The sequence below is a fragment of the Staphylococcus sp. HMSC069D12 genome (genome assembly GCF_001810405.1).
In the GTDB taxonomy this organism is placed as follows: Bacteria; Bacillota; Bacilli; order Staphylococcales; family Staphylococcaceae; genus Staphylococcus; species Staphylococcus haemolyticus.
The window spans coordinates 305,598-328,400 of sequence record NZ_KV801108.1 but is presented as its reverse complement, the minus strand read 5'-3'; the positions used below and the strand labels follow the sequence as shown (position 1 = coordinate 328,400).

The following is a 22,803-nucleotide window of genomic DNA, read 5'->3' as shown; positions in this document are numbered from 1 at the left end:
TTGCTTAATCTTCTGGAGAAATATTTTACCTTAATTGACCTTTATTTACTATTCCTTTAAAATATATATGTTAAAACAATATACAATAAGAGGTAGATTAAATTATGGCAAATCAATATCAACAATATTCTACTGTTAGAAAATATTGGCATTTGATGCGACCTCATACTTTAACTGCTGCTGTTGTACCAGTTTTAGTTGGTACTGCAACTGCAAAACTTTTTTTATTAGGTAGTCAAGATAACATCAAATTCATGTTATTTATTGCAATGTTAATCGCTTGTTTACTTATCCAAGCTGCAACAAACATGTTTAATGAATACTATGACTTTAAAAAAGGTTTAGATGATCACACTTCCGTTGGTATCGGTGGTGCTATCGTAAGAAATGGTATGAGTCCAAAACTTGTCATGAATCTAGCAATTGCTTTTTATATCGTTGCTGCATTGCTTGGTATCTTTTTAGCAGCGAATAGTTCATTTTGGATCATTCCAGTAGGAATCGTCTGTATGGCAATTGGCTATTTATATACAGGTGGTCCAATGCCAATTTCTTGGACACCTTTTGGTGAACTGTTTTCTGGTTTATTCATGGGTATGATTATTATTTTATTAGCATTCTTCATACAAACTGGCAATATCAATAGCTTTGTGGTTTGGATTAGTATTCCAATAGTAATTACAATTGGTCTAATTAACATGGCTAATAATATACGCGACAGAGTCAAAGACCAAGCGAGTGGACGTAAAACTCTACCTATTTTATTAGGTAAACGCGCCTCAATTACATTTATGACAGTTATGTATATCATTGCATACGTTTTCGTTGTCTATACTGCATTATTTGTAGATGGTGGTTCACTATTTTATCTACTTGTCTTGTTATCATTCCCTATGCCAGTTAAAGCCATTCGTCGTTTCAAAAAGAATGATACACCTGCGAGTATGATGCCTGCTATGGCTGCTACTGGAAAAACAAACACAATTTTTGGTGTATTATACGCTTTAGGTATTTATATTAGTGCCCTATTAGGTGGCATTTAATATATCCTCAGATAAATTTCAAACATTTCATTGTAAGATGATACGGAGTGAGTCAATGAAACTAATTATAGTTTCTGTCTCCTCCGTTTTTTGCCTATGATGAATAGACCATATGTAAATATTGATGGCCATACAACTCTATATCCTCAGTCCATTTAAAACCTAAACGTTCGTATAATTTCTTAGCTCTTCGATTATCGTAGTCACAACTTAAGCTCCACTTTCTATCCGGGTATGTAGATATTAGATAATTAAATAATTTAGTTGCAATACCCTGTCCTCTATATTCCGAGAATGTTGCAACAGTCTCAATGTACCATTCATCATCTTTAGATTCTTTCAAAGGTAATGGCGTACCTATTGCTTTTATGTCCTCTTCCAACGGCAATTTATTCCATGCTGCTTCTAACTCTAATTCTTTATCACCCTTATATGCTATGATGCATCCTGCAACATGATTGTCTTGCTCATATACCCAAATGTTATTATAATTCGTTCTATAATTAATATTGACTATACTTTCTTCAATTGCATGAATAACACGTTCTTTAGTGATTTCTTGTACAATATCTAGTTCCATATCATCCCAAATGATATAACATAATTCCGCTATTTGCTTACTGTCGCTCGGACGTGCTTTTCTGATCAATTTATCATTCTCCTCTCCATAAATTTGTTAACTTTATTATATAAAATTTACAAATATTAATAAATTAATTGCAGTAAATTGAAACATTTTAATTGTAATTATAATCATTTTTTCAATCACCTCAGTAATATTTGATTTAATTTTTGAAATGCTTAAAATATGAGATTAAGGAGGCAACATAGTTATGAGAGTTAATAAAACATTATATGTATTATGTTCTTTATTTTTGGGTGGTGTCGGCATTCATAAATTTTACGCAGACAAAGTGTGGCAAGGCGTGCTTCATTTAGTGTTCTTTTGGACTACTATTCCAACCATTATTTCAATTATCCATGGTATTATCATAATCTTTACAACTAAAGCTGATCAAAATGGCTATATATTTATACCAAATAACCGCAATCCAAAAATTTAATCAGTAATTTTAGAAATTATCTTTAATAATGTGTAGAACGGGTAAACTCAAATAAACATAAAAAAAGGAGTAAGCTAGTATGAATATTATCAAACGCGTACTTAGAATTGTTATAACAGGATATTTAGTAAAATGGATTCGTAATAAAATTGAGGGAAAATCAAACGGTGGTCAAAAATAAAATGTAAAAAGGTCTATTCGCTAACTTTGATTTAAGTAGTGAATAGACCTTTTATAATGAGTTACAGGATCCTAATTTACTCATTGAGAAATGCCTCCAGATTTTTATATTCATTAGTAAAGTTAATAAAATCTTCCTGGTTCTTATTAATCAACGCTTCATCAATCAATTTCATTAACTGTTTCTTTCGTCCTTGACGAAGCGCCTCTTCAATGACTAGCTCAACGCCTAAATCATTAACTGTCGTTACAAAATCTTCTAGTGTCGTATTTTTGACATTCGTGTTGTGATTCATTGTAATCACTGCCTTTCTTTTTTTATATAAGGATAGTATACAAGCTTATATTTTTTAAATCAATAGAATATTCTGACTTTTCACAAAAAATAAGTGTAATTTTATATGTAATGATTACCTTGACAACATATAAAAATTTTATATAATAAATTTATATTATTAATCGTTGGGTTTTTAGCGCTTAATAATGATATAAATTTAAGGAGGTTAAGAGATGACAAATATTTCTCAAAGCCAAAATACTGTATATATTATTCGAAAAGGAGATATGATAATCAAACCCGTCATTGATGATTATGAGCAAACAAAAGGATCTGAAATATGGAAATATGATTCCACAATAGTTTCAAGCCCTTTCAAAACTCAAAAAATCGTCGAACGCTCATGTAAATTTTATGGTAATAGCTATATTAGTAAGAAATCCGAAACACAACGAATTGCCGGCATTACTAGTAAACCACCTATTTTATTGACTCCTCTCTTCCCCACTTATTTTTTCCCTACGCATTCAGACCGTTTAGAAGAAAACATGTGGATAAATATGCATTATGTACATGAAATTAAGCCTCTTAAAAATCGAAAATGTAAAATTATTTTTGCAAATCATCAAACATTAACACTTAATGTTTCCTACCACAGTATTTGGCACCAATACTCTAACTGCATTTTTTATTATTACATGGTCGATAAACAATCTCGTATGAAGTCAAACAATCCAGAAATGCCAATTGATTATGAAAAAACGACTTTAAATATTTTCGAAGCACTTTCACATTATTCACTATTACAAGATAAATAGTTTTACGTTTAATTTTAAATCATACGGGACTTTTATATTAATATAGTGTAAATGTTCCGTATATTTTTTAAATATAATCCCTTGCAAATTTTAAGTTTATTGATATAATAATATTTGTGCTCATAGAGATACATTATATAAATACATATTATTCCGCAGTAGCTCAGTGGTAGAGCTATCGGCTGTTAACCGATCGGTCGTAGGTTCGAATCCTACCTGCGGAGCCATATGGAAACGTACTCAAGTTGGCTGAAGAGGCGCCCCTGCTAAGGGTGTAGGTCGCGAGAGCGGCGCGAGGGTTCGAATCCCTCCGTTTCCGTCATTTCAAACCCTCCATTTATTGGAGGGTTTTTTACATTTCTATTTTCCGCTCATAAAAGCTAATTTACTCCTTTTGCATTTTCAAATAAATTATCTATTAAATTATTAATTTACTCTTTAGCATTAATTTAATGTTAAAATTTACATTAATTTAAAATATTAAAACTTTAAAATTTAAAAATATTTCGTTCCATATGTCTATTTTATATAATATACTTATTTGTATAAAATATAAATTTTAAAGGAGAATGTTAAATAATGGCTGATCGACATTTTGAGAGCAATGAAGAGCAAAGACAATGGCAACAATTTCAAGATTACCAACAGCATATGTCCAATAAGAAAAAAGGATGGTTATGGGGATGTGGTGGTTGTGGTGGTTGCCTAGTTTTATTAATCCTTATCATAATAGGAATATCAGCTTGTACTGCTTCTTTTAGTAATTCTAATAATAATCTTAATTCTAATAATACTGAGCAACAAAGTTCAAATGATTCTGATGCTACTAGAGAACAAAAATCGGCTCTTAATAAAGCTAAGACATATTCTGATGTTATGCACATGTCTAAACAAGGTATTTATGATCAATTAACATCTGATGCGGGAGAAAAATTCCCAGAAGATGCTGCTCAATATGCAATTGATAATCTTAAAGTTGATTATAAGAAAAATGCTTTAGAAAAAGCTAAGGATTATGCAAATCAACAAGATATGTCTAATGATGCAATTTATGATCAACTCACTTCTAGCTACGGTGAAAAGTTCACGCAAGAAGAAGCGCAATATGCTATAGATCATTTAAATAAATAAAAATATAACGGCTATAGGTTAAATCCTATATAGCCGCTTAGTTATATTAATAAGACATCAATTTTAAAATATCTTCTTTTTCAATAGCGCCGAAATAATGATAGAAATCAAACTCTTCCATTGCTTCTTTAATGTGATTGTAGTCATGCAATACACCTACAAGTGCGTTCTCCAACTCTGTTACATCACCTTCACCAAAGAAATCTCCGAATATTCTAGCATGTTCAATTTTGCCTTTTTTAACATCAAATTTGATTTGTACAAATCCTTTTTCAAATTTTTCATCGCGTTCAAAATTATACTTAGGATTTCGACCGTAGTTCCATTCCCAGGTACGGTATTTCTTATTACTTAATGCTTCTATATTCTTCCAATCTTCGTCTGTTAACTTATATTCTTCAACTTCATGTTCACCAAAAATTGTTTTTAGAATGATTTGTTTAAAGTCATCAATTGAAATCGATTCTTCTAAAAATTCATCGATATTTGCTACACGCTTACGCACTGACTTAACACCTTTAGATTGAATTTTTTTAGGATTAACTTTCAATGCATTTTGTACTTCTCCCAAGTCACTATTTAACATTAATGTACCGTGACTAAACATTCTATCTTTAACTTTAACCATGGCATTCCCAGAAATTTTAGCTTGCCCTACTTGAATATCATTACGACCAGTCATTTCAGCATCTACACCCATTGATTGAAGTGCTTGTACAATTGGTTCTGTAAACTTTTTGAAATTATGGAAGCTATTACCGTCATCATCTGTAATAAAACTAAAATTTAGATTTCCTTGGTCATGATATACAGCGCCACCACCTGAAATACGGCGTACAACATGTATGTTATTTTCATCTACATATTGTTTATTAACCTCTTCTATAGTATTTTGATTTTTTCCGACAATGATAGACGGTCCATTTACATAAAATAGAAAGTAACTGTCATCCGAAGGTAAATGTTTTAACACGTACTCTTCCATGGCAAGGTTAATTGTAGGATCAGTAATATTATTATTGCTTACAAATTTCATCTATATCTCTCCTTTGACTCTCTCGTATATGCTCTTAGTTTAGTTATGCCTTATATTTATTTATTTTGCCAATTATTTACTCAAATTTGACATTATTTTCATAATTAAAATATTATTTGCCATTTTTAGCATATATTTGTTTATTATTATGCAAATTTTTAGTACAATATAGCCTAGTTATGAATTTAGGAGGACTCCGTATGACTGTTGCAGAAGTAGGAAATATCGTAGAATTTTATGACGGTTTAAGAGGCCGTGTTGAGAAAATTAATGACAATTCAGTTATTGTAGACTTAACAATTATGGATAACTTCAATGAATTAGACTTACCAGAAAAAACAGTTATTAATCATAAACGATATACTATCGTTGAATAAGAAGGTATACATTAAAATGAAAAATATATCAAAAGCTTTAATTTGGTTTATAGCAAGTTTCATTGTATTCCATTTGATTTTATTTGTTATGTGGGGAGAGCATCAAGAATACTGGTATCTATACACTGGTATTATGTTAATTGCAGGTATTAGTTATGTATTTTACCAAAGGGACATAGAATCTAAAAGACTTTTAACTTCTATCGGAGTTGGTATCGCTACAGGCATCGTCTTGGTTATAATACAATTAATTTTTTCATTACTTTCACCACAAATAACATATGCAGAACTTATTAAAGAATTATCAAGAACAGGTGTTTATTTCAAATGGCAAATGTTAGTGACGTTAATTTTTGTAATTCCTTGTCATGAGTTATACATGAGAACTGTTTTGCAAAAAGAACTGACTCAATTTAAATTGCCTACTTGGTTAATCATCTTGATTACTGCATTATGTTCTAGTTCTTTATTTATTTATTTAGATAAATGGTGGATAGTAGCATTTATTTTTGTAGCTCAATTAGTATTATCATTGAGTTATCAATATACGCGTCGCATCGTAACTACCTCTTTAGGACAAATTGTGGCAATTATACTATTATTAATATTTCATGGATAAAAAACTTTTCTTAGTTTTAACTAAGAAAAGTTTTTTTGAAGTAAGTTACAATTTAAATACGTTTACTTATATGAGTACTATTTTTAATACGTTACTGAAAAATTAGAGTCCAACTTTAAATAATAATTAGGTTGATTTAGCTTTTCAGCGATAAGTGAACTCATCGGTCGATCATATGTGGAATGAAGTGTTGATTCATCTTCCAAGTATTGACGATAATTTCTATAACAATAATCTGTCATTGTAACTCTATACTTTTCATCTAACTCAATATTTTTTATATTAACTCTATCAAAACGAGGCGCTAACATATCTACCTCATAATCAAATCCTTGCCACAATGTACATAATGTTTCATCAATAATAGTCATACTTAATTGATCTTGCTCAAATTGAATATAAGAATAAGTATATTCAAGCATCTTTTTAATTTGATGGCCTCTAAGTGTTATATCTATTGCTTTATCAGGGTGTGGATAAGCATTATAGACATCCTCATTAGTTACTATACCTTTTAATCCTTTTTCACCATTTTTAGGCACGTTAATACAAGTAATATTATTCTCATAGGCTAAATGTAGACTATCATGTAATAATTGTATAAATGGGTGTGGACTACTTAGTAAGTCTTCCAAACCATTAACTTGTAAATCGACTTTATTCTCTGAAACAATATCCTTTGACCAATGTTCTAAGGCTTTACGATCATAATACGTTGTCTCAAGTAATTCCTGATCTTCTGGATACTCACTTAAATTAATTACTGTAGATTCAATATCTTCTTTTTCGAACGAGTTCGTACGTTTTTTAAATTTAATTTTGACGTGTACTAACTCTTGAGCATCTTGTCCTGCTTGAACATACACTGTTTCAAAATCATTACCTATAATCGTTTGATGCTGGTGCGCTGTTATCATTAAATCGATCACACCTATTTCCTTCATTATTTTTTCCGCTTCATGAGAACCTTTTCTATGTCTTGTATTCGTTTGATTTATTTTATATAGTCCACCATGATAGATTACAATTAAGAAGTCAGGATGTTCACTTTCATGTATATATCTAATCCAGCGTTTAGCAGATAATAGTGCTTTTTCAATACTAACCTCTTTCTCCATTTCAGCGAATTCGTTTTTCATTAATCCATCTGCAGTTAAACCTACAATTGCGATTCGAACATTATCGTATTCTTTAATTATATAAGGTGTTGAGAAGTATGGTTCCTTTGTTAATGCAAATTCTATATTCGCAGATAACCATTGAAACCTTGATAGTGATACTGCTTTAGTCAAAAATGATAATCCAAATTTAAAATCATCCGGACTTATACCACTAGCATCATACTGCATAGCATTCATTAATTTAATCATAGGATGACGTTTATAAGGTGCGACAATAGCATAATAATGCGCAGCCAATGAGCCAGCTACACTTCCCCCACTATCTAATAAAATGACTTTATCATTGTTTTCTCTAATATTTTTAACATAGGTACCAGCACGATATATATTTGATCCAAAATCTCCATTCATAAAATGACTATGCATATCTGATGTTGCCAAGATATCTATATTTATATGTTCATTTTTCTCCAATTTACACACCCCTTATTTAAAGCTAGTTTAACATTTATTAATCTGTAGGTGCTATTTATTTCTAATCAAAAAAGCATTCTCAGAATTAATAATTTCTGTGAATGCTAATCTATTTAACCAATTTGAACACGTTCTTTAGGATAATGGTATTTATCCGGTTCTTTACGTCCAGCTATCATAATAATAAATGAAATTAAACCAACACGACCTATAAACATTAATATCATTAGTATTACTTTAGTAAGTCCACTAATATCGTCTGTAATACCTAAAGATAGACCACATGTTCCAAAGGCTGACATGACTTCAAAGAATACTTGTAGAAATGTTAAATTTGTTTTTTCAGTAGCGAGAATAACAATCATACTTACGAATGTTAGAATTGACGCCATAGTAAATACGGCGAATGAACGTTGAATATCAACTACATGTATTTCTCTATTGAATACTTTTATAGCTGTTTTTTCAGCATTATTATTAAAATTAATTACAAAGAGAATTAGTATCGCAAATGTAGTTGTACGTATACCACCACCAACTGAACTTGGAGATGAACCAATAAACATGAGGATACTCATAATTACATTCGTTGCATCACTAAAGTTTGTTACATCAATGGTTTGTAATCCAGCACTACGTGTTGTTGCAGATTGAAATAATGAATAAAATAAGGATTGATGCCAACTTAATCCTTTAAAAGCATGGTGATGTTCTAATGCTAATATGGCTAAAACACCAAAAACAAATAAAAATAGATATGTGCATGTAGTTATTTTGGTAAATAGTGAAAATCTAAAATGACTGACTCTATTCCTTACATATGCTCTGATTTCAAGTAATACAGGAAATCCTATTGATCCTAATACGATTAGAAACATAACAATCGTTTGAACAAAATAATCCTTAGCGTAAGGTATTAATGATTGCCCTGTGATATCTAGTCCACCGTTAGTTGTAGCAGAGACAGACACAAATAAACCTTGCATGAGTGCATTTTTTAAATCTGGATTATCTCTATAGAAATAAAAAGCTAATAACAATGCACCTATAAATTCTATTGTTAATATCGTTTTGATGATTTCTAATATCAGCTTAACGGTTCCACTCATTGTATCTTTATTATTATCTAACATAATTAATTGGCGTTCGCGGATACCTATATGTTTCCCTAACACAACCCATAGTACTGTACCAATCGCCATGACGCCAATACCGCCTATATTAAGTATGATTAATATAATAATTTGGCCAAATGTTGAATATGTATCTACTATGTTAACGGGAGATAGTCCAGTAACACTAATGCCTGATACAGCAACGAATAGCGTATCGATTGGGCTAACATCAACACCATGTTTATGCACAAATGGGAGGTTTAATAATAAAAAAGCGACAACTATGGCTATCAAATAATATAAAACTATCCCCTGTTGAGGGCTAGATTTTTTAAATAACTTACTGAAAATAGACACTCATTTGTCACCTCAACATTATTTCAATTTTATTTTTATATCTTGAGATTTTCCTTTTCTATAAATTTCAGCCGACAATGTTTTTAAGTCTTGTCTATGATTAAAAATTATTTGTCTATACTGTAAATTATTTTGAATTGATTTACTATCTAATTCTACAACTACATCACCAATTTTTAAACCTGATTTTTTACCTAAACCATTTTCTTTTAATATTTCTACTACGATTCCGTTTTGAACATCTTCGGGCACTTTTAATAAATTTCTTTCATAAGGTAATAAATCTGAAACATTTTTAATTCCAATACCAGTATTAGGATATTGAATTTCACCATTTTTCTCTAATTCCTCAGCAATTTCTCGTGCATTATCAATTGGAATTGCAAAGCCCATGCCTTCAATATTAGGCATATTTATTTTTAGCGATACTAAGCCTACTAATTCTCCAACTCTATTGACGACAGCACCTCCTGAATTACCTGGGTTAACTGAAGCATCAATTTGAAAGGTATTAACCAATTCATCATTATTATTATCTTTATCGAAGTCGACAGGTACTGCCCTATTTAATCCAGAAATAATACCTTTCGTCACTGTATTTTTAAAATCATTTCCAAGTGGATTACCAACAACTAAGATGGATTCACCTAGCTTTAAATGTTTTGAATGACCTATTTTAATTGGCAGCACGTTTTTATTTTTTATCGTTGCTTTAAGCACTGCAATATCTGACCACATATCTCTCCCAACGACTGTAGCAGTAGCTGTTTTATCATCATCATATGTAATGTTTACTCTTTTATTACTTCCAACTATATGTGTATTGGTTAAAATAAAAAAAGTATCGTCTACAGCTTTGTAGACGACACCTGAACCAACTTCATTATTTGAGTTTGTATTTGTTTTATCAATTGTTTGTGTTGTTATGTTCTTAGGTGTGTCATTCTCAATTGTTACCACTGATTTAACAGCTGTTTCTGCATTCTTCATTGTTGTTGTGTATTTCGTATCATTGTTACTACTTTGTTCAATACTACTATTTTGATTAATCGTTGAGATAATTGCACTAATTAGTATAACAATTAATATGATTGCAACTACTATGACTATTTTAAGCCAATGCAATTTTAAAAAGTCTTTTACTTTGTCCATCGTATCATTGCTCTTAGGCTTATCTTCTGAGTGTCCATTTTCTTCTGACTTATTAGAATGAGCTAAATTTTGACTAGATGCTTTCTTTATGTCTTGATTATCTTCAACTTCATTGCTTTTATCTTTAGTATGGGAATTTAATTCCTTGTTAGAAGTTTCATTAGAACTTGCTTTTTGTTCCTTTTGTTCAATTTTTTGACTTTCATTTGTTTCTAAAACGTCATCCGATAATGCTTTAGTCTCTTTTTGTTTTTTAGTTTGTTCACTTTTATCAAGATGATTAACTTCACTTTTATTAATATTAGCTTGTTGTTTTCCTTTATTCTTTTCAACTCTACTATATTTGGGTTCTATTTCAGCATGTTTGGAAGGGGTAAAATTATTGTCTTCTTTCTCCTGTTTTTCCACTTCGTCAGTAGGTTTAGTTACCTTATCATTATTTTCTTTATGTTCATTTTTTAGTTGTTGCTCTTCCGGTAGTGTTAAATGATGCGTGTTAGTATCATTTAATTCTTGATCAGACTCATTATCAGATCGTAATTTAGCTAGATGTTGTTGCTGGTGAATTTCTTCTTGTGTTAATTTCTCAATTCTTGCTTTTCGCATGTTATCTTTAACACGTTCTTCATTAACTTTTGCTTGTTCTTGCTCTTTTTTGGCAAGTCTCTCACGTTGTTCTCTCTCACGTTCTAATCGTTCTTCGCGTTCTTCATTATGGAAATACTCATGTCGTTTTCTACGATACTGTTCACGTGGTATTACGTGTTTTTTATCATTATCCAAAGGTGTCCACTCCTATCGACTAACTCACAATCTATCATGCTAACGTTAAATTATGTTTTGTGGTTGTGGCTTTATTTAATTTATTCATTAACTAAAGTTTAATATCAATATCGCCAATTAGCAATGAATTGAAGGTTCAAAATTGAATTTTTCTTATCAAATCACTAAATTGCACAATTTATAATAATAAAGCCTTTTAAACTTGATGATACACATCAAATCTAAAAGGCTCGAATCACTTATTTAATACTATTTATTGGATTTCTTCTTGTTGCTACGTACTGACGTTAACCAACCGATTACGACTAAAAGAATCATAACTGTCCAGAAGATAGCTTGCCATAATGTACTATGAGGGAAATGTTCAGGTAAAATACCTATATCTTCATGAGCAAGTACTATAACAACTAATTTAATACCTACCCAACCTACAATTGCGAAGGCAGCTCCTTCTAATCCAGGATATTTATTTAGTAAGTCAACAAACCATGTAGCGGCAAAACGCATTAGAATAACACCGATCATTCCGCCAATAAACATTACTGAGAATTGACCTAGGTCCATGCCACCAAAATGAATGCCAACTTCAGGTAATGTAACAGCAATTGCCATCGCTGCTAACATTGAGTCAATTGCAAAAGCTATATCTGCAAATTCAACTTTTAAAACAGTGCCCCAAAATTGCATAGGTCCGACTTTTTTCTCTACGCCAGACTCGTCAAAATGATGGTCGTCACCCTCAGGTTGATCTTCATGTTTTTTGTGGAAGAATTGCCAGAGATTTCTTATTGACATAAAAATTAAATACGCGGCACCAAGTGCTTGGATAAACCAGAAATTTGCGATAACACTAATTAAGAATAAGGCAAGAAAACGGAATACAAATGCACCTAGCAAACCATAAAATAACGCTTTTTTACGTTGTTCAGGTGGTAAATGTTTTACCATAACAGCCATTACAACTGCATTATCAGCTGCTAATAGCCCTTCTAAAAATACAAGAACGAGAATTACCCATAGGTAAGGTAAAATTAAACTCGGATCCATAGTGGACAGCTCCTTTTTGTTTTAATACAAATAAAGAGACCTATGCTAAATAATAGCAAAGGTCTCACTTAGCAAATAAATGCCCACTTTACCGGAAGATAATACTTCGTAATGACGATAAAGCGTTAACCATCAAGTATTTAATGGTCTTCAAGTTACTCCCCTCTGACAGATTGTCATAGGTATTCATTTGTTAAGTGTATTATACACTATACTTAATATAAATAAGCAATTAACGTTTAACAAATTGTCTATTTAAAGAGATATTTTTAAATACCCATTATTTTCAATCATAATCTTATAAAAGACTATACAATTTAATTTCTGAGAATTTTTCTTCGAACCAGCGTGTTGCAAATTCATTTTCGAATAAGAAGACGAAATTATCATATCTATCTTTCACTAATATTGAACGAGACGTGTTCATTTTATCTTGAATATCATCTTCGTTTTCAATCCAACGCGCAATTTTTCTACCGACAGGTTCCATAACAACATCAACGTTATATTCGTTTTTCATTCGATGTTCAAACACTTCAAATTGTAATTGACCAACGGCACCTAAAATAATTTGATTAGTGTGAAGCGTTTTATAATATTGGATTGCTCCCTCTTGAACAAGCTGTTCAATTCCTTTATGGAAATGTTTTTGCTTCATTACGTTTTTAGCTGAAACTTTCATAAATATTTCCGGTGTGAATTGAGGTAAATCTTGGAAACTATATTTTTGCTTGCCACCAACTAAAGTATCTCCAATTTGATAATTACCTGTATCATATAAACCAATGATGTCTCCAGCTACTGCATGGTTAACAGTTTCTTTATCGTCAGCCATAAATGATGTTGAACGCGTAATTTTTTGTTTTTTGCTCGTACGTTGTAATGTTACATCCATACCACGTTCGAATGCACCGCTAACAACACGCATAAATGCAATTCTATCACGATGTTTAGGGTCCATATTAGCTTGAATTTTGAAAATAAATCCAGAAAATTCATCATCAAATGGGCTTACTTCAACTTCTTCATTTGTCTGACGTGCATTAGGCATCGGTGCATGATCAACATATGCATTCAAGAAGTTTTGAACACCGAAGTTAGCTAATGCAGAACCAAAGAATACGGGTGTTAATTCACCATTTAATAGCGCATCATTATCAAACTCTTCACCTGCTTCTTCTACAAGCATAAATTCTTCGATAGCTTGAGCAAATGCACTGTCATTACGAATAGCATGCTCTTCTTGTAGTTCATAATCATCATCTAAATGTAAAACATTTTCTTCATCTCTAAATGGCTCTATAGATTTAGACTCACGATCGATAATACCAAAGAAATTTTGACCCATACCAATTGGCCAGTTCATAGGGTAAGTATCAATGTTTAATGTTTCTTCAATCTCGTCTAATAATTCAAATGGCTCTTTACCTACGCGGTCCAATTTATTAATGAATGTAAAAATTGGAATTCCTCTCATTTTACAAACTTTAAATAGCTTTAAAGTTTGAGGTTCAATACCTTTAGCACAGTCAATAACCATCACTGCACTATCTACTGCCATTAAAGTACGGTAAGTATCTTCTGAGAAATCTTCGTGTCCTGGTGTATCTAATATATTAATTTTGTAATCATCATAGTCAAATTGCATCACTGAACTCGTTACTGAAATACCACGTTCTTGCTCCACTTTCATCCAGTCACTAGTTGCAAATTTACCTATTTTTTTACCTTTAACTGTACCCGCTTCTCTAATTGCACCACTAAAATATAATAACTTCTCAGTCAGTGTCGTTTTACCAGCATCCGGGTGAGATATTATGGCAAACGTCTTTCTTGATTCAACTTCTTCTTTTAAACTCATCTATTAATCTCCTTTAAAATCATTCACAATCCAGTTTGTTAAATTCGAAGCAATTTTGTTTGCTTCATTTTCCTCGATAAAAGCAAATAATTGCATTACCAATTCTTCCTTAACATCATTACTGTCCATATTCAAATCAAGTTCTATTGACCAAAATATATCTGGAATAGCCAACATGATTTGATTTTTATCTTCAATTATATATAAGTAAACATTAACAATTTCGTCATTTATAGATAATTGTTTAATTTTCACTTGGGCCACCGCCAAATTTTTTGTATGCCGCTTCAAGTCCAATTAAATCATCTCTATGTGGCACTTTAATATGTCCAGGCATGATTTGATATGGTTCTCTTCCTTTAGAAGCTAATACTACTGTATCGCCCGGTACAGCTATATCAATGGCATGTTTGATCCCTTCAGCTCTGTCATCAAATTCAACATAACGATCATGAGTTGCGCCTTTTGCTAGTTCAGCAGTCAACATTTTAGGATCATCATTAGCAGGATTATCTGGCGTAAATATTACGTAATCTGCTCTACAAGCTACTGCGCCCATTTCAGGTGTTTTAGTTAAGTCACGTTCTCCAGCCATTCCAATTAAAAAGATTAATTTTTGTTTCACGAAGGGTTTTACTGCATCTATAAGTTTATTCATTCCGTCAGCAGTATGCGCATAGTCAATAATTAAATCAATTGGTAGCGAAGGATCTAGAACTTCCAAACGCCCTTCAACTGGCTCTAAATTCTCAACTACTCTGACGATATCTTCCATAGATATTCCTTTACTCCAGACGGCAATCATGGCAGCCATAATATTTGAAATATTAAATTTACCTACATATGGTGTTTTAACAATGTATGTACCTATAGGCGTATCGAAATCAAATTGAACACCTTGTAAAGATTCTTTAATATTTTTAGCCATAAATTGAGCGTCATGGTCTATTCCATATGTAAATATTTCATATGGTGTAACTGATGCTAGATATTTGGAGAAATCATCATCATTATTTAAAACAGCATATTTCTCTTTCGATAAGTCTTCTCCCAGTTGACTAAATAACAATGATTTAGCATGTCCATAGGCCTCCATTGTGCCATGAAAATCTAAATGGTCTTGTGTTAAATTTGAGAATATCGCAACATCAAATTCTACACCTCTTAATCGCCCTAGTGATAAACCGTGACTAGATACTTCCATAGTCATAGCTTCCGCATTTTCATCAACCGCTTGCTTAATCTTTTTAGTTAAAGACACTGTTTCTGGTGTTGTATTGGCACCTTTAGTTTTATGTTCATTTATTTGAAAACCATTTGTTCCTAAATATGCGCTTCCTTTACCTAAACCTCTATAAATAAGATGAATCATAGTAGCAATTGAAGTTTTGCCATTAGTGCCTGTTACACCTATTGTAGTTAATTGATGGCTAGGATAATCATATAAAGTATGTGCTAACAGGCTAGCAACTCTTAATGTATCTGGTACGATAACCTGCGTCACGTCACCGTTAATGTCTTGTTGATGGTTAACCACAATGACTTTTGCACCTTGTTCAACAACATTTTGACAAAATTTATGGCTATCAACTGTATAGCCTTTTGATGCGACGAATATACTCCCTTCACTAGCGGTACGTGAATCTGTAGTGATATCAGTAACATTTATATCTAAAGTACCTATTACTTGTTTAACTCGTATTTTTTCGAACAACTCATTCGCATTCAAAATGTATCGCTCCTTTTTTTACAATAATTTTATTATACACGTTTTGAAGTTGTTGATAAATTTATAATCATTAAAATATTGATTAGATTTAATACGAACTTGATATGTTTTACACCTCAAACTAAAGATTTCATTAATATAATTGAAGGAATTATTAATTAATAGTTAATTATTTTAAAATTTCCTATATATATCACTTTAATTCAATACTTTTAAATCTATTAATGCTAGGATAGTTATATAAAGATGATGTTAACTTCCTTAATATGCTATAATGCACTATAAATGAATTTTATACTTTCAATAAAGGGTATATATATTATGAAAACTATGTAAGTATGTTTATTGCTACTATAGTTAAATCAGAATGCGTTATTGCGTGTTTTAAATTTAAATTAATGGAGGGTGACTATTAATGGTTACTCAAAATAAAAAGATATTGATTATTACCGGCTCATTTGGAAATGGACATTTACAAGTGACACAAAGTGTTGTTAATCAACTTAATGAAATGAACTTGTCTCATCTATCAGTTATTGAGCATGATTTGTTTATGGAAGCACACCCAATCTTAACTTCTATTTGCAAAAAATGGTATATCAATAGCTTTAAGTATTTTAGAAATATGTATAAAAACTTTTATTATAGTCGCCCTGATGAATTAGATAAATGTTTTTATAAATATTATGGATTAAATAAATTAATCAATCTACTACTTAAAGAAAAACCAGACTTAATCTTATTGACATTCCCTACTCCAGTAATGTCAGTGCTAACAGAGCAGTTTAACATAAATATTCCAATCGCAACTGTTATGACAGATTACCGTCTACAAAAAAACTGGATAACGCCTAACTCTCATAGATATTATGTAGCTACTGACGATACCAAACGTGATTTCGTCAATGCTGGTATCCCTGCTTCTGATATAAAAGTGACTGGAATACCTATATCCGATAAATTTGAATCTGACATCGATAAAGTTGCTTGGTTGAAGAAACATAATTTAAATCCTGATAAACCAACTATTCTGATGTCTGCCGGGGCATTTGGTGTATCAAAAGGATTTGACTATATGATTGATAACATTCTTCAGAAAAGTCCACAATCACAAATCGTAATGGTTTGTGGTCGTAGCAAAGGGTTAAAACGTACTTTAGAAATGCAATTTAAATCATATGACAATGTCCTTATTCTAGGATATACAAAACATATGAATGAATGGATGGCATCAAGTCAACTTATGATTACAAAACCAGGTGGAATAACGATTTCCGAAGGTTTAACACGTAGTTTACCAATGATCTTCTTGAATCCGGCTCCAGGTCAAGAGCTTGAAAATGCATTATATTTCCAAGATAAATCATATGGTAAAATCGCGAATACACCTGAAGAAGCTATAGATATTGTTTCTGATTTAACAAATCACGAGTACCGCTTACAAGCTATGACTAATAAAATGACTGAAGAAAAGGTTAACCATTCAACTTATAGACTATGTACCGATTTATTAAATATCTTAGACAGTTCATCACAACAACAAGAAATATATGGAAAGGTTCCTTTATATGCCAGATTCTTCGTTAAGTAATAAAGGAATTAGTAAGAACTTCAAGATAATGCTCGTTATTTTGTTCTTAATGGAGTTTGCACGGGGAATGTATGTATTAAGTTACGTTAATTATTTACCAACCGTTACCTCTATTGCTGTTGCAGTGACTTCAGCGGCATTATCAATTCACTTTATATCCGATGCGGCAACGAATTTTGTCATCGGATTTCTTTTGAAAAAATTTGGTACTAAGCTAGTATTAACCTTAGGTTTTTTATTAGCTTTTATTAGTTTATTCTTAGTCATTTGGTTCCCAACTAATCCAATAGTTATCATTTTGAGTGCTATCATGTTGGGTATTGCTGTTAGTCCTATATGGGTTATCATGTTATCTAGTGTAGAGGAAGCACAACGTGGTAAACAAATGGGCTATGTTTACTTTGCTTGGTTATTAGGATTACTCGTAGGATGGGCATTTATGAATGTTCTAGTTAAATTACATCCTACTCGATTTGCATTTATGATGTTACTTGTTGTAGTCATTGCATGGGTATTGTATTATTTTGTTGATATTAAATTAACAAATTACAATACTAAACCTGTTAGTGAACAATTAGAACAAATCGTTAATGTTATGAAACGTCACTTAGTGTTATTCCCTGGTATTTTATTACAAGGTGCTTCTATTTCAGCATTGCTACCTATACTACCTACATATGCTACAAAGGTAGTAGGCGTAAGTACTATTGAGTACACCATTGCCATCGCTATAGGTGGCGCCGGTTGTGCCTTTGCAATGTTATTTTTATCTAAGATTATTGATAAAAATAGTAAAAGCTTTATGTATGCAGTTATTTTTACAGGTTTTATACTATTCACAGCGTTTATCTTCGGTTTATCTTTAGTAACAAATATCCTTATCGTCTGGATTGTAGCGATATTTATAGGTTTAATGTATGGGATATTATTGCCTGCATGGAATACATTTATGGCAGGGCAAATTGATCCCGCTGAACAAGAAGAAACTTGGGGCGTATTTAATAGTGTTCAAGGATTTGGTTCTATGATAGGTCCTTTATTTGGAGGCTTAATCGCTCAGTTTTCTAGTGGTTTAAATAATACATTTTATTTTTCTGCAGCAATCTTTTTAGTATTAGCGATATTCTACGGTGTTTATTTTGTAAAGTATCGAGGCAAAGCAAATCGTTTCTAATAAAAAGTAGATAAAATACTAAAAATCTAGTTAATGTACATCATACATTGTACATTAGCTAGATTTTTATTTTACATATTATTTAATTTTACGCTAACTTGAAAGTATCAATCACTTTCCATTTATCCTCTTCTTCGTCATAGCGTAATAATGATAGTTCTTCAATTTTTTCTTTAAGGTCTACCCCTACTAATTCTACTTGACCAAATATATCCTCGAATTCTTGGCTTGTTAAACCTTGAGCAATCGTAAAGTGTGGCACGAATGGATGCTCAGCTTCACCATGAAAATCTTCAGTATTAAATAAATTGAAAAGTTGTTCTAATTCATCAGTTTTAGCAACTTTAAAATAAATTACATTGTTAGTTGGTTTAAAGCTTGAAGCTTTTGTAGCATGAACATCTACAGGTCCGAAACCTTCTAATCTTTTTTTAACTTCTTCTTTTACTGAATCTAATTCATCATCATTGATTTCAAAGTGTGATTTGATCGTAATATGAGGCATGATACGTGCATACTCAGTATCATAACGTTTACGATAACCATTCACTTCATCTTGAAATGATTTTGACGGAATTAATGCTAATCCTATATTCATTGAAATTCCTCCTTTGTTTAACATATTACTATTATAGCAAAATTCTATATATTACGTTATTAGTTAGCTGAATTTTTTGAAAAGGTTTACATTATCTAAACATTTACTTCGTAGTATTGTACATTTAATTATCTCAATTAAATCTTAGCATTGATGATACTATTAAAAATACAAGTAATTAAACTTCATTTGACTCTTGTGTAGTTACTTCATCGCTTAAATAATATTTAAGAATGTCTGATAATAGAGGTTTCCAAGATTTCCAGTTATGTCCACCCTCAAATTCTAAATAATGATATGTGAGCTCTTTGTCTTTAATGACTGTTGCTAAATCTCTATTTGGTGTTAAAAAGTTTGCACGTTCTCCAGTTGTTGGCAAAGCAAAATCTTCTTCTTCTAAACCAATAGCGTGCCAAATAGACAATTCACCATATTGTATACACTTATTAAATTTATCTATTACAGTTTCATCTGAATGCGGGCTAAGCATTGCTACTTGACTGAAAATAGTTGGGTAAGTCAATGCGGTTAAAAGTGCTATACTACCAGCAAGACTATCTCCCATTAAAATTCTGGCATTACCTACTTTATAAGTTGGAAACGTCTTATCAATAAATGGCAGCAACTCTTTACCAATAGCTTGTACGGTTTTATGACTTCTAGTACCCTGTGGATGAAATTCTTCTCTACGTTTATCAACATCTTCATAATGAAATCCAACTATAATGGCTCGTTGAATTTCATCCTCTCTTCTCAACCGTTCATATTCACGTTGAAGTCTTCCAAATCTTAAAAAATCTAGCCCGTCAAAACATATAATGACTTGATACTTAAATAATTCAGAGTAATCTTCAGGCAAATATACTGATAATGTAACATCTCTTTCTAAGATATTACTATGTAATATATGTTTATTAATTTTGCCTGATTTGAAATTCGACATAATATTGATGCCCCCTAAATAGAATATACTTATTGTATCAAGATAATGATGACTTTTAAATCTCTGATAAAAATCTAATGTTCCATACTCACGAAATTTGGTAACTTATACATAGTTATAACACTTTTTTTCAAAATGTAGCTCTATATTTATTAATTACAATATTAAATATGAACTTCATTAATCTCAGTGTATCTGTCTAGAAGTTAAAATTTCCCTTTTTAACGCGTCTTAATTGATATATACTAATTAAATAATGAACAAATGAAAATAGGAGGACGTAAGCTTATGCTTAACAAAGTTTGGTTCCGAACAGGAATTGCCCTAGTTATCTTGTTCGTGCTAATTAAATTGTTTATGGAAGTACAAAGTGTTTTTTCACCTATTGTAACCATTATCGGTTCTGTATTTCTTCCATTTATGATTAGCGGATTTTTATTCTATATCTGCTTACCTTTCCAAAGTATTCTTGAAAAGTGGGGTTTCCCGCGTTGGGCAAGTATCACTACAATTTTTATTGGTTTAATTGCTATTATTGCTATCGTAGTCGCATTTATAGCACCAATTATTATCTCTAACGTTAATAGTTTAATAAAAGCAACACCATCACTGCAAAAAGAAGCTGAACAAATTGTTAACTTCTCACTTACGCAAATGGATAAACTTCCAAGCGATGTAACAGATAGAATTAATTCTGCTGTAAAATCAATTGGTGATAGTATGACTGGAATTTTGGCTAATTCATTTACATACTTAACGTCATTTATTTCAACTGTCTTCTTACTTATCATGGTACCGTTCTTCTTAATTTACATGTTAAAAGATCATGAAAAATTCATTCCTGCTCTTGCTAAATTTTTCAAGGGAGAACGTAAAGTATTTGTAGTCGACTTAATGAAAGATTTAAACTTCACATTAAAATCATACATTCAAGGACAAGTGACTGTAAGTGTTATTTTAGGGGTCATTTTATATATTGGTTATACCATTATTGGTTTACCATATACACCTTTATTAGTACTATTTGCTGGTGTAGCTAACTTAATACCTTTCTTAGGACCATGGTTATCATTTGCACCTGCAGCTTTGCTCGGTATCATAGATAGTCCTACTACATTTATTTGGGTTTGTGTTGTTACATTAATCGCCCAACAACTTGAGGGTAATGTGATTACACCAAATGTTATGGGTAAATCTTTAAGTATTCACCCACTTACAATAATTGTTGTTATTTTAGCCGCTGGAGATTTAGGTGGGTTCACACTTATTTTAATTGCCGTACCACTCTATGCAGTACTTAAGACTATTGCGAGCAATGTCTTTAAATATCGTCAACGCATTATTGATAAAGCTAATAGCGACGTTAAAGACTAGATTAATATAAATTTAAAAAACGTTTCAGGAGTGAACTTGAATTTACAATGCATTCAAGTTCACTTCTTTTTATAAATACAAAAAAACTTGGTGCTATACACACCAAGTAATTGAATTAATTTATTATTTTATTGCGTGGAAACCACTATCTACATGGATATTCTCACCAGTTACGCCACTTGAGAAATCACTCAATAAGTAAGCAGCAGTTTTACCTACTTCTTCTTGATCCACGTTTCGTCTTAATGGTGCACGTTCTTCAATTTCTTTAAGGATTGTGTTGAAACCACCAACACCTTTAGCACTTAATGTACGAATTGGGCCAGCAGAAATAGCATTTACTCGAATGTTGTCCGGGCCTAAATCATAAGCTAAATATTTAACATTAGCTTCTAAACTTGCTTTAGCTACACCCATTACATTATAGTTTTGAACGGCAAATTCACCACCAAGGTATGTTGTTGCAACAATACTACCACCGTTTGGCATTATTTTCTTCGCTTCGTGCGCAACAATTGTTAATGAATATGAACTGATATCTTGCGCAAGTAAGAAGCCTTCACGTGATGTTTCAGAGAAACGTCCACGTAAGTCTTCAATATTTGCAAATGCGATAGAGTGATAAACGCCATCAATATTGCCTACTTCTTCGCCAATTTTAGCGAAACCATTTACTACATCTTCATCTTTTTGAACATCGATTTGATATAATTTTGGATCTTCTTGGTTTAATTGTTCTAATAATTTTTCTAATTCTTTGCGGCTACGGTCTTTACGATATGTGAAAACAAGTTTAGCCCCTAATTGATCTAATACCTTTGCAACACCAAATCCGATACTACGTTTATTAGCAATACCCATAATTACGAAGGTTTTATTTTCAAGATTAATCATTCGAAATAACTCCTTAATCATCGTTTTTTATATCTTAATCTCACT

The 22,803-nt window shown here is 31.5% G+C and carries 23 protein-coding genes and 2 tRNA genes; 12 read left to right on the top strand and 13 right to left on the bottom strand.

What is annotated here, in order from left to right; translation table 11 throughout:
* Nucleotides 1-104 precede the first annotated feature (104 nt).
* The gene (locus HMPREF2737_RS07375; protein WP_037549220.1) at nucleotides 105-1,043 is read left to right on the top strand and encodes a 1,4-dihydroxy-2-naphthoate polyprenyltransferase; all 939 of its coding nucleotides are present in this window, start codon (nucleotides 105-107) and stop codon (nucleotides 1,041-1,043) included.
* 94 nt (nucleotides 1,044-1,137) lie between these two features.
* Here the strand turns inward: HMPREF2737_RS07375 and HMPREF2737_RS07370 are convergent, their stop codons facing one another.
* The gene (locus HMPREF2737_RS07370; protein WP_037549210.1) at nucleotides 1,138-1,692 is read right to left on the bottom strand and encodes a GNAT family N-acetyltransferase; all 555 of its coding nucleotides are present in this window, start codon (nucleotides 1,690-1,692) and stop codon (nucleotides 1,138-1,140) included.
* 184 nt (nucleotides 1,693-1,876) lie between these two features.
* Here HMPREF2737_RS07370 and HMPREF2737_RS07365 point away from each other — a divergent pair, with 184 nt between their 5' ends.
* Together HMPREF2737_RS07365 and HMPREF2737_RS11880 are read left to right on the top strand one after the other, a co-directional pair.
* Nucleotides 1,877-2,107: an NINE protein gene (locus tag HMPREF2737_RS07365; RefSeq protein WP_037549201.1), complete on the top strand. Its 231-nt coding sequence runs from the start codon at nucleotides 1,877-1,879 to the stop codon at nucleotides 2,105-2,107.
* A gap of 79 nt (nucleotides 2,108-2,186) precedes the next feature.
* A complete protein-coding gene (locus tag HMPREF2737_RS11880) occupies nucleotides 2,187-2,288 on the top strand; it encodes an SAR1012 family small protein (RefSeq protein WP_011276194.1) in 102 nt (33 codons plus the stop codon).
* Nucleotides 2,289-2,364: 76 nt separating this feature from the next.
* On the opposite strand, the gene HMPREF2737_RS07360 is transcribed toward HMPREF2737_RS11880, so the two are convergent.
* A complete protein-coding gene (locus HMPREF2737_RS07360) occupies nucleotides 2,365-2,583 on the bottom strand; it encodes an IDEAL domain-containing protein (protein WP_037549198.1) in 219 nt (72 codons plus the stop codon).
* Between the two features lie 214 nt (nucleotides 2,584-2,797).
* On the opposite strand from HMPREF2737_RS07360, the gene HMPREF2737_RS07355 reads away from it, so the two are divergent.
* The 4 genes from HMPREF2737_RS07355 (at nucleotide 2,798) to HMPREF2737_RS07340 (ending at nucleotide 4,513) form a co-directional block, all read left to right on the top strand.
* The gene (locus HMPREF2737_RS07355) at nucleotides 2,798-3,382 is read left to right on the top strand and encodes a competence protein ComK (RefSeq protein ID WP_011276196.1); all 585 of its coding nucleotides are present in this window, start codon (nucleotides 2,798-2,800) and stop codon (nucleotides 3,380-3,382) included.
* Nucleotides 3,383-3,534: 152 nt separating this feature from the next.
* Nucleotides 3,535-3,609: transfer RNA gene (locus HMPREF2737_RS07350), tRNA-Asn, on the top strand.
* Between the two features lie 3 nt (nucleotides 3,610-3,612).
* Nucleotides 3,613-3,701 (top strand) — tRNA-Ser (locus HMPREF2737_RS07345).
* A 260-nt stretch (nucleotides 3,702-3,961) separates the two neighbouring features.
* The gene (locus HMPREF2737_RS07340; protein WP_037549146.1) at nucleotides 3,962-4,513 is read left to right on the top strand and encodes an Ltp family lipoprotein; all 552 of its coding nucleotides are present in this window, start codon (nucleotides 3,962-3,964) and stop codon (nucleotides 4,511-4,513) included.
* Nucleotides 4,514-4,559: 46 nt separating this feature from the next.
* Here the strand turns inward: HMPREF2737_RS07340 and HMPREF2737_RS07335 are convergent, their stop codons facing one another.
* Nucleotides 4,560-5,549 (bottom strand): lipoate--protein ligase, encoded by a 990-nt coding sequence (locus HMPREF2737_RS07335; protein ID WP_037549143.1) that lies wholly within the window; start codon nucleotides 5,547-5,549, stop codon nucleotides 4,560-4,562.
* A 200-nt stretch (nucleotides 5,550-5,749) separates the two neighbouring features.
* On the opposite strand from HMPREF2737_RS07335, the gene HMPREF2737_RS07330 reads away from it, so the two are divergent.
* Both HMPREF2737_RS07330 and HMPREF2737_RS07325 read left to right on the top strand, forming a co-directional pair.
* A complete protein-coding gene (locus HMPREF2737_RS07330) occupies nucleotides 5,750-5,926 on the top strand; it encodes a YkvS family protein (RefSeq protein ID WP_011276202.1) in 177 nt (58 codons plus the stop codon).
* Nucleotides 5,927-5,942: 16 nt separating this feature from the next.
* Nucleotides 5,943-6,545: a CPBP family glutamic-type intramembrane protease gene (locus HMPREF2737_RS07325; protein WP_011276203.1), complete on the top strand. Its 603-nt coding sequence runs from the start codon at nucleotides 5,943-5,945 to the stop codon at nucleotides 6,543-6,545.
* Between the two features lie 83 nt (nucleotides 6,546-6,628).
* Here HMPREF2737_RS07325 and HMPREF2737_RS07320 read toward each other — a convergent pair whose 3' ends face one another.
* The 7 genes from HMPREF2737_RS07320 to HMPREF2737_RS07290 all read right to left on the bottom strand — a co-directional run bounded on the left by HMPREF2737_RS07320 (nucleotide 6,629) and on the right by HMPREF2737_RS07290 (nucleotide 16,184).
* The gene (locus tag HMPREF2737_RS07320) at nucleotides 6,629-8,140 is read right to left on the bottom strand and encodes a bifunctional metallophosphatase/5'-nucleotidase (protein ID WP_037549135.1); all 1,512 of its coding nucleotides are present in this window, start codon (nucleotides 8,138-8,140) and stop codon (nucleotides 6,629-6,631) included.
* 113 nt (nucleotides 8,141-8,253) lie between these two features.
* Nucleotides 8,254-9,612 carry a TrkH family potassium uptake protein gene (locus tag HMPREF2737_RS07315; protein ID WP_037549132.1) on the bottom strand — a complete coding sequence of 453 codons (1,359 nt, stop codon included), beginning with the start codon at nucleotides 9,610-9,612 and terminating at the stop codon, nucleotides 8,254-8,256.
* Between the two features lie 18 nt (nucleotides 9,613-9,630).
* On the bottom strand, nucleotides 9,631-11,547 hold the full coding sequence (locus HMPREF2737_RS07310) for a S1C family serine protease (protein ID WP_037549128.1): 1,917 nt from the start codon (nucleotides 11,545-11,547) through the stop codon (nucleotides 9,631-9,633).
* A gap of 249 nt (nucleotides 11,548-11,796) precedes the next feature.
* Nucleotides 11,797-12,594 carry a TerC family protein gene (locus HMPREF2737_RS07305; RefSeq protein WP_037549125.1) on the bottom strand — a complete coding sequence of 266 codons (798 nt, stop codon included), beginning with the start codon at nucleotides 12,592-12,594 and terminating at the stop codon, nucleotides 11,797-11,799.
* A 298-nt stretch (nucleotides 12,595-12,892) separates the two neighbouring features.
* On the bottom strand, nucleotides 12,893-14,455 hold the full coding sequence (locus tag HMPREF2737_RS07300) for a peptide chain release factor 3 (RefSeq protein ID WP_037549122.1): 1,563 nt from the start codon (nucleotides 14,453-14,455) through the stop codon (nucleotides 12,893-12,895).
* 3 nt (nucleotides 14,456-14,458) lie between these two features.
* Complete coding sequence (locus HMPREF2737_RS07295) at nucleotides 14,459-14,710, bottom strand: YueH family protein (protein ID WP_037549119.1); 252 nt, start codon at nucleotides 14,708-14,710, stop codon at nucleotides 14,459-14,461.
* Nucleotides 14,700-16,184, bottom strand: coding sequence for a UDP-N-acetylmuramoyl-L-alanyl-D-glutamate--L-lysine ligase (locus HMPREF2737_RS07290; RefSeq protein ID WP_037549117.1), 1,485 nt, complete (start codon nucleotides 16,182-16,184; stop codon nucleotides 14,700-14,702). The genes HMPREF2737_RS07295 and HMPREF2737_RS07290 overlap by 11 nt, the downstream gene beginning before the upstream one ends.
* A 415-nt stretch (nucleotides 16,185-16,599) precedes the next feature.
* On the opposite strand from HMPREF2737_RS07290, the gene HMPREF2737_RS07285 reads away from it, so the two are divergent.
* Nucleotides 16,600-17,775 (top strand): diglucosyl diacylglycerol synthase, encoded by a 1,176-nt coding sequence (locus HMPREF2737_RS07285; protein ID WP_011276212.1) that lies wholly within the window; start codon nucleotides 16,600-16,602, stop codon nucleotides 17,773-17,775.
* The gene (ltaA, locus tag HMPREF2737_RS07280) at nucleotides 17,753-18,949 is read left to right on the top strand and encodes a lipoteichoic acid biosynthesis MFS flippase LtaA (protein WP_052071607.1); all 1,197 of its coding nucleotides are present in this window, start codon (nucleotides 17,753-17,755) and stop codon (nucleotides 18,947-18,949) included. Before HMPREF2737_RS07285 ends, ltaA begins: the two co-directional genes overlap by 23 nt.
* An 88-nt stretch (nucleotides 18,950-19,037) precedes the next feature.
* On the opposite strand, the gene HMPREF2737_RS07275 is transcribed toward ltaA, so the two are convergent.
* Together HMPREF2737_RS07275 and HMPREF2737_RS07270 are read right to left on the bottom strand one after the other, a co-directional pair.
* Complete coding sequence (locus HMPREF2737_RS07275; RefSeq protein ID WP_011276214.1) at nucleotides 19,038-19,547, bottom strand: YjcG family protein; 510 nt, start codon at nucleotides 19,545-19,547, stop codon at nucleotides 19,038-19,040.
* Between the two features lie 178 nt (nucleotides 19,548-19,725).
* Complete coding sequence (locus tag HMPREF2737_RS07270; RefSeq protein ID WP_037549113.1) at nucleotides 19,726-20,490, bottom strand: esterase family protein; 765 nt, start codon at nucleotides 20,488-20,490, stop codon at nucleotides 19,726-19,728.
* A gap of 288 nt (nucleotides 20,491-20,778) precedes the next feature.
* On the opposite strand from HMPREF2737_RS07270, the gene cozEa reads away from it, so the two are divergent.
* On the top strand, nucleotides 20,779-21,864 hold the full coding sequence (gene cozEa / locus HMPREF2737_RS07265) for a lipoteichoic acid biosynthesis protein CozEa (RefSeq protein WP_037549111.1): 1,086 nt from the start codon (nucleotides 20,779-20,781) through the stop codon (nucleotides 21,862-21,864).
* 123 nt (nucleotides 21,865-21,987) lie between these two features.
* On the opposite strand, the gene fabI is transcribed toward cozEa, so the two are convergent.
* A complete protein-coding gene (gene fabI, locus HMPREF2737_RS07260) occupies nucleotides 21,988-22,758 on the bottom strand; it encodes an enoyl-ACP reductase FabI (RefSeq protein WP_037535483.1) in 771 nt (256 codons plus the stop codon).
* Between the last annotated feature and the right edge of the window lie 45 nt (nucleotides 22,759-22,803).

What these genes read in the sequence shown, in the direction of transcription:
- HMPREF2737_RS11880 (WP_011276194.1), top strand. Translation starts at nt 2,187, where the DNA reads ATGAATATTATCAAACGCGTACTTAGAATTGTTATAACAGGATATTTA.
- HMPREF2737_RS07340 (WP_037549146.1), top strand. Translation starts at nt 3,962, where the DNA reads ATGGCTGATCGACATTTTGAGAGCAATGAAGAGCAAAGACAATGGCAA.
- HMPREF2737_RS07360 (WP_037549198.1), bottom strand. Translation starts at nt 2,583, where the DNA reads ATGAATCACAACACGAATGTCAAAAATACGACACTAGAAGATTTTGTA.
- ltaA (WP_052071607.1), top strand. Translation starts at nt 17,753, where the DNA reads ATGCCAGATTCTTCGTTAAGTAATAAAGGAATTAGTAAGAACTTCAAG.
- HMPREF2737_RS07270 (WP_037549113.1), bottom strand. Translation starts at nt 20,490, where the DNA reads ATGTCGAATTTCAAATCAGGCAAAATTAATAAACATATATTACATAGT.
- HMPREF2737_RS07300 (WP_037549122.1), bottom strand. Translation starts at nt 14,455, where the DNA reads ATGAGTTTAAAAGAAGAAGTTGAATCAAGAAAGACGTTTGCCATAATA.
- HMPREF2737_RS07355 (WP_011276196.1), top strand. Translation starts at nt 2,798, where the DNA reads ATGACAAATATTTCTCAAAGCCAAAATACTGTATATATTATTCGAAAA.
- HMPREF2737_RS07365 (WP_037549201.1), top strand. Translation starts at nt 1,877, where the DNA reads ATGAGAGTTAATAAAACATTATATGTATTATGTTCTTTATTTTTGGGT.
- HMPREF2737_RS07305 (WP_037549125.1), bottom strand. Translation starts at nt 12,594, where the DNA reads ATGGATCCGAGTTTAATTTTACCTTACCTATGGGTAATTCTCGTTCTT.
- fabI (WP_037535483.1), bottom strand. Translation starts at nt 22,758, where the DNA reads ATGATTAATCTTGAAAATAAAACCTTCGTAATTATGGGTATTGCTAAT.
- cozEa (WP_037549111.1), top strand. Translation starts at nt 20,779, where the DNA reads ATGCTTAACAAAGTTTGGTTCCGAACAGGAATTGCCCTAGTTATCTTG.
- HMPREF2737_RS07375 (WP_037549220.1), top strand. Translation starts at nt 105, where the DNA reads ATGGCAAATCAATATCAACAATATTCTACTGTTAGAAAATATTGGCAT.
- HMPREF2737_RS07325 (WP_011276203.1), top strand. Translation starts at nt 5,943, where the DNA reads ATGAAAAATATATCAAAAGCTTTAATTTGGTTTATAGCAAGTTTCATT.
- HMPREF2737_RS07285 (WP_011276212.1), top strand. Translation starts at nt 16,600, where the DNA reads ATGGTTACTCAAAATAAAAAGATATTGATTATTACCGGCTCATTTGGA.
- HMPREF2737_RS07330 (WP_011276202.1), top strand. Translation starts at nt 5,750, where the DNA reads ATGACTGTTGCAGAAGTAGGAAATATCGTAGAATTTTATGACGGTTTA.
- HMPREF2737_RS07335 (WP_037549143.1), bottom strand. Translation starts at nt 5,549, where the DNA reads ATGAAATTTGTAAGCAATAATAATATTACTGATCCTACAATTAACCTT.
- HMPREF2737_RS07275 (WP_011276214.1), bottom strand. Translation starts at nt 19,547, where the DNA reads ATGAATATAGGATTAGCATTAATTCCGTCAAAATCATTTCAAGATGAA.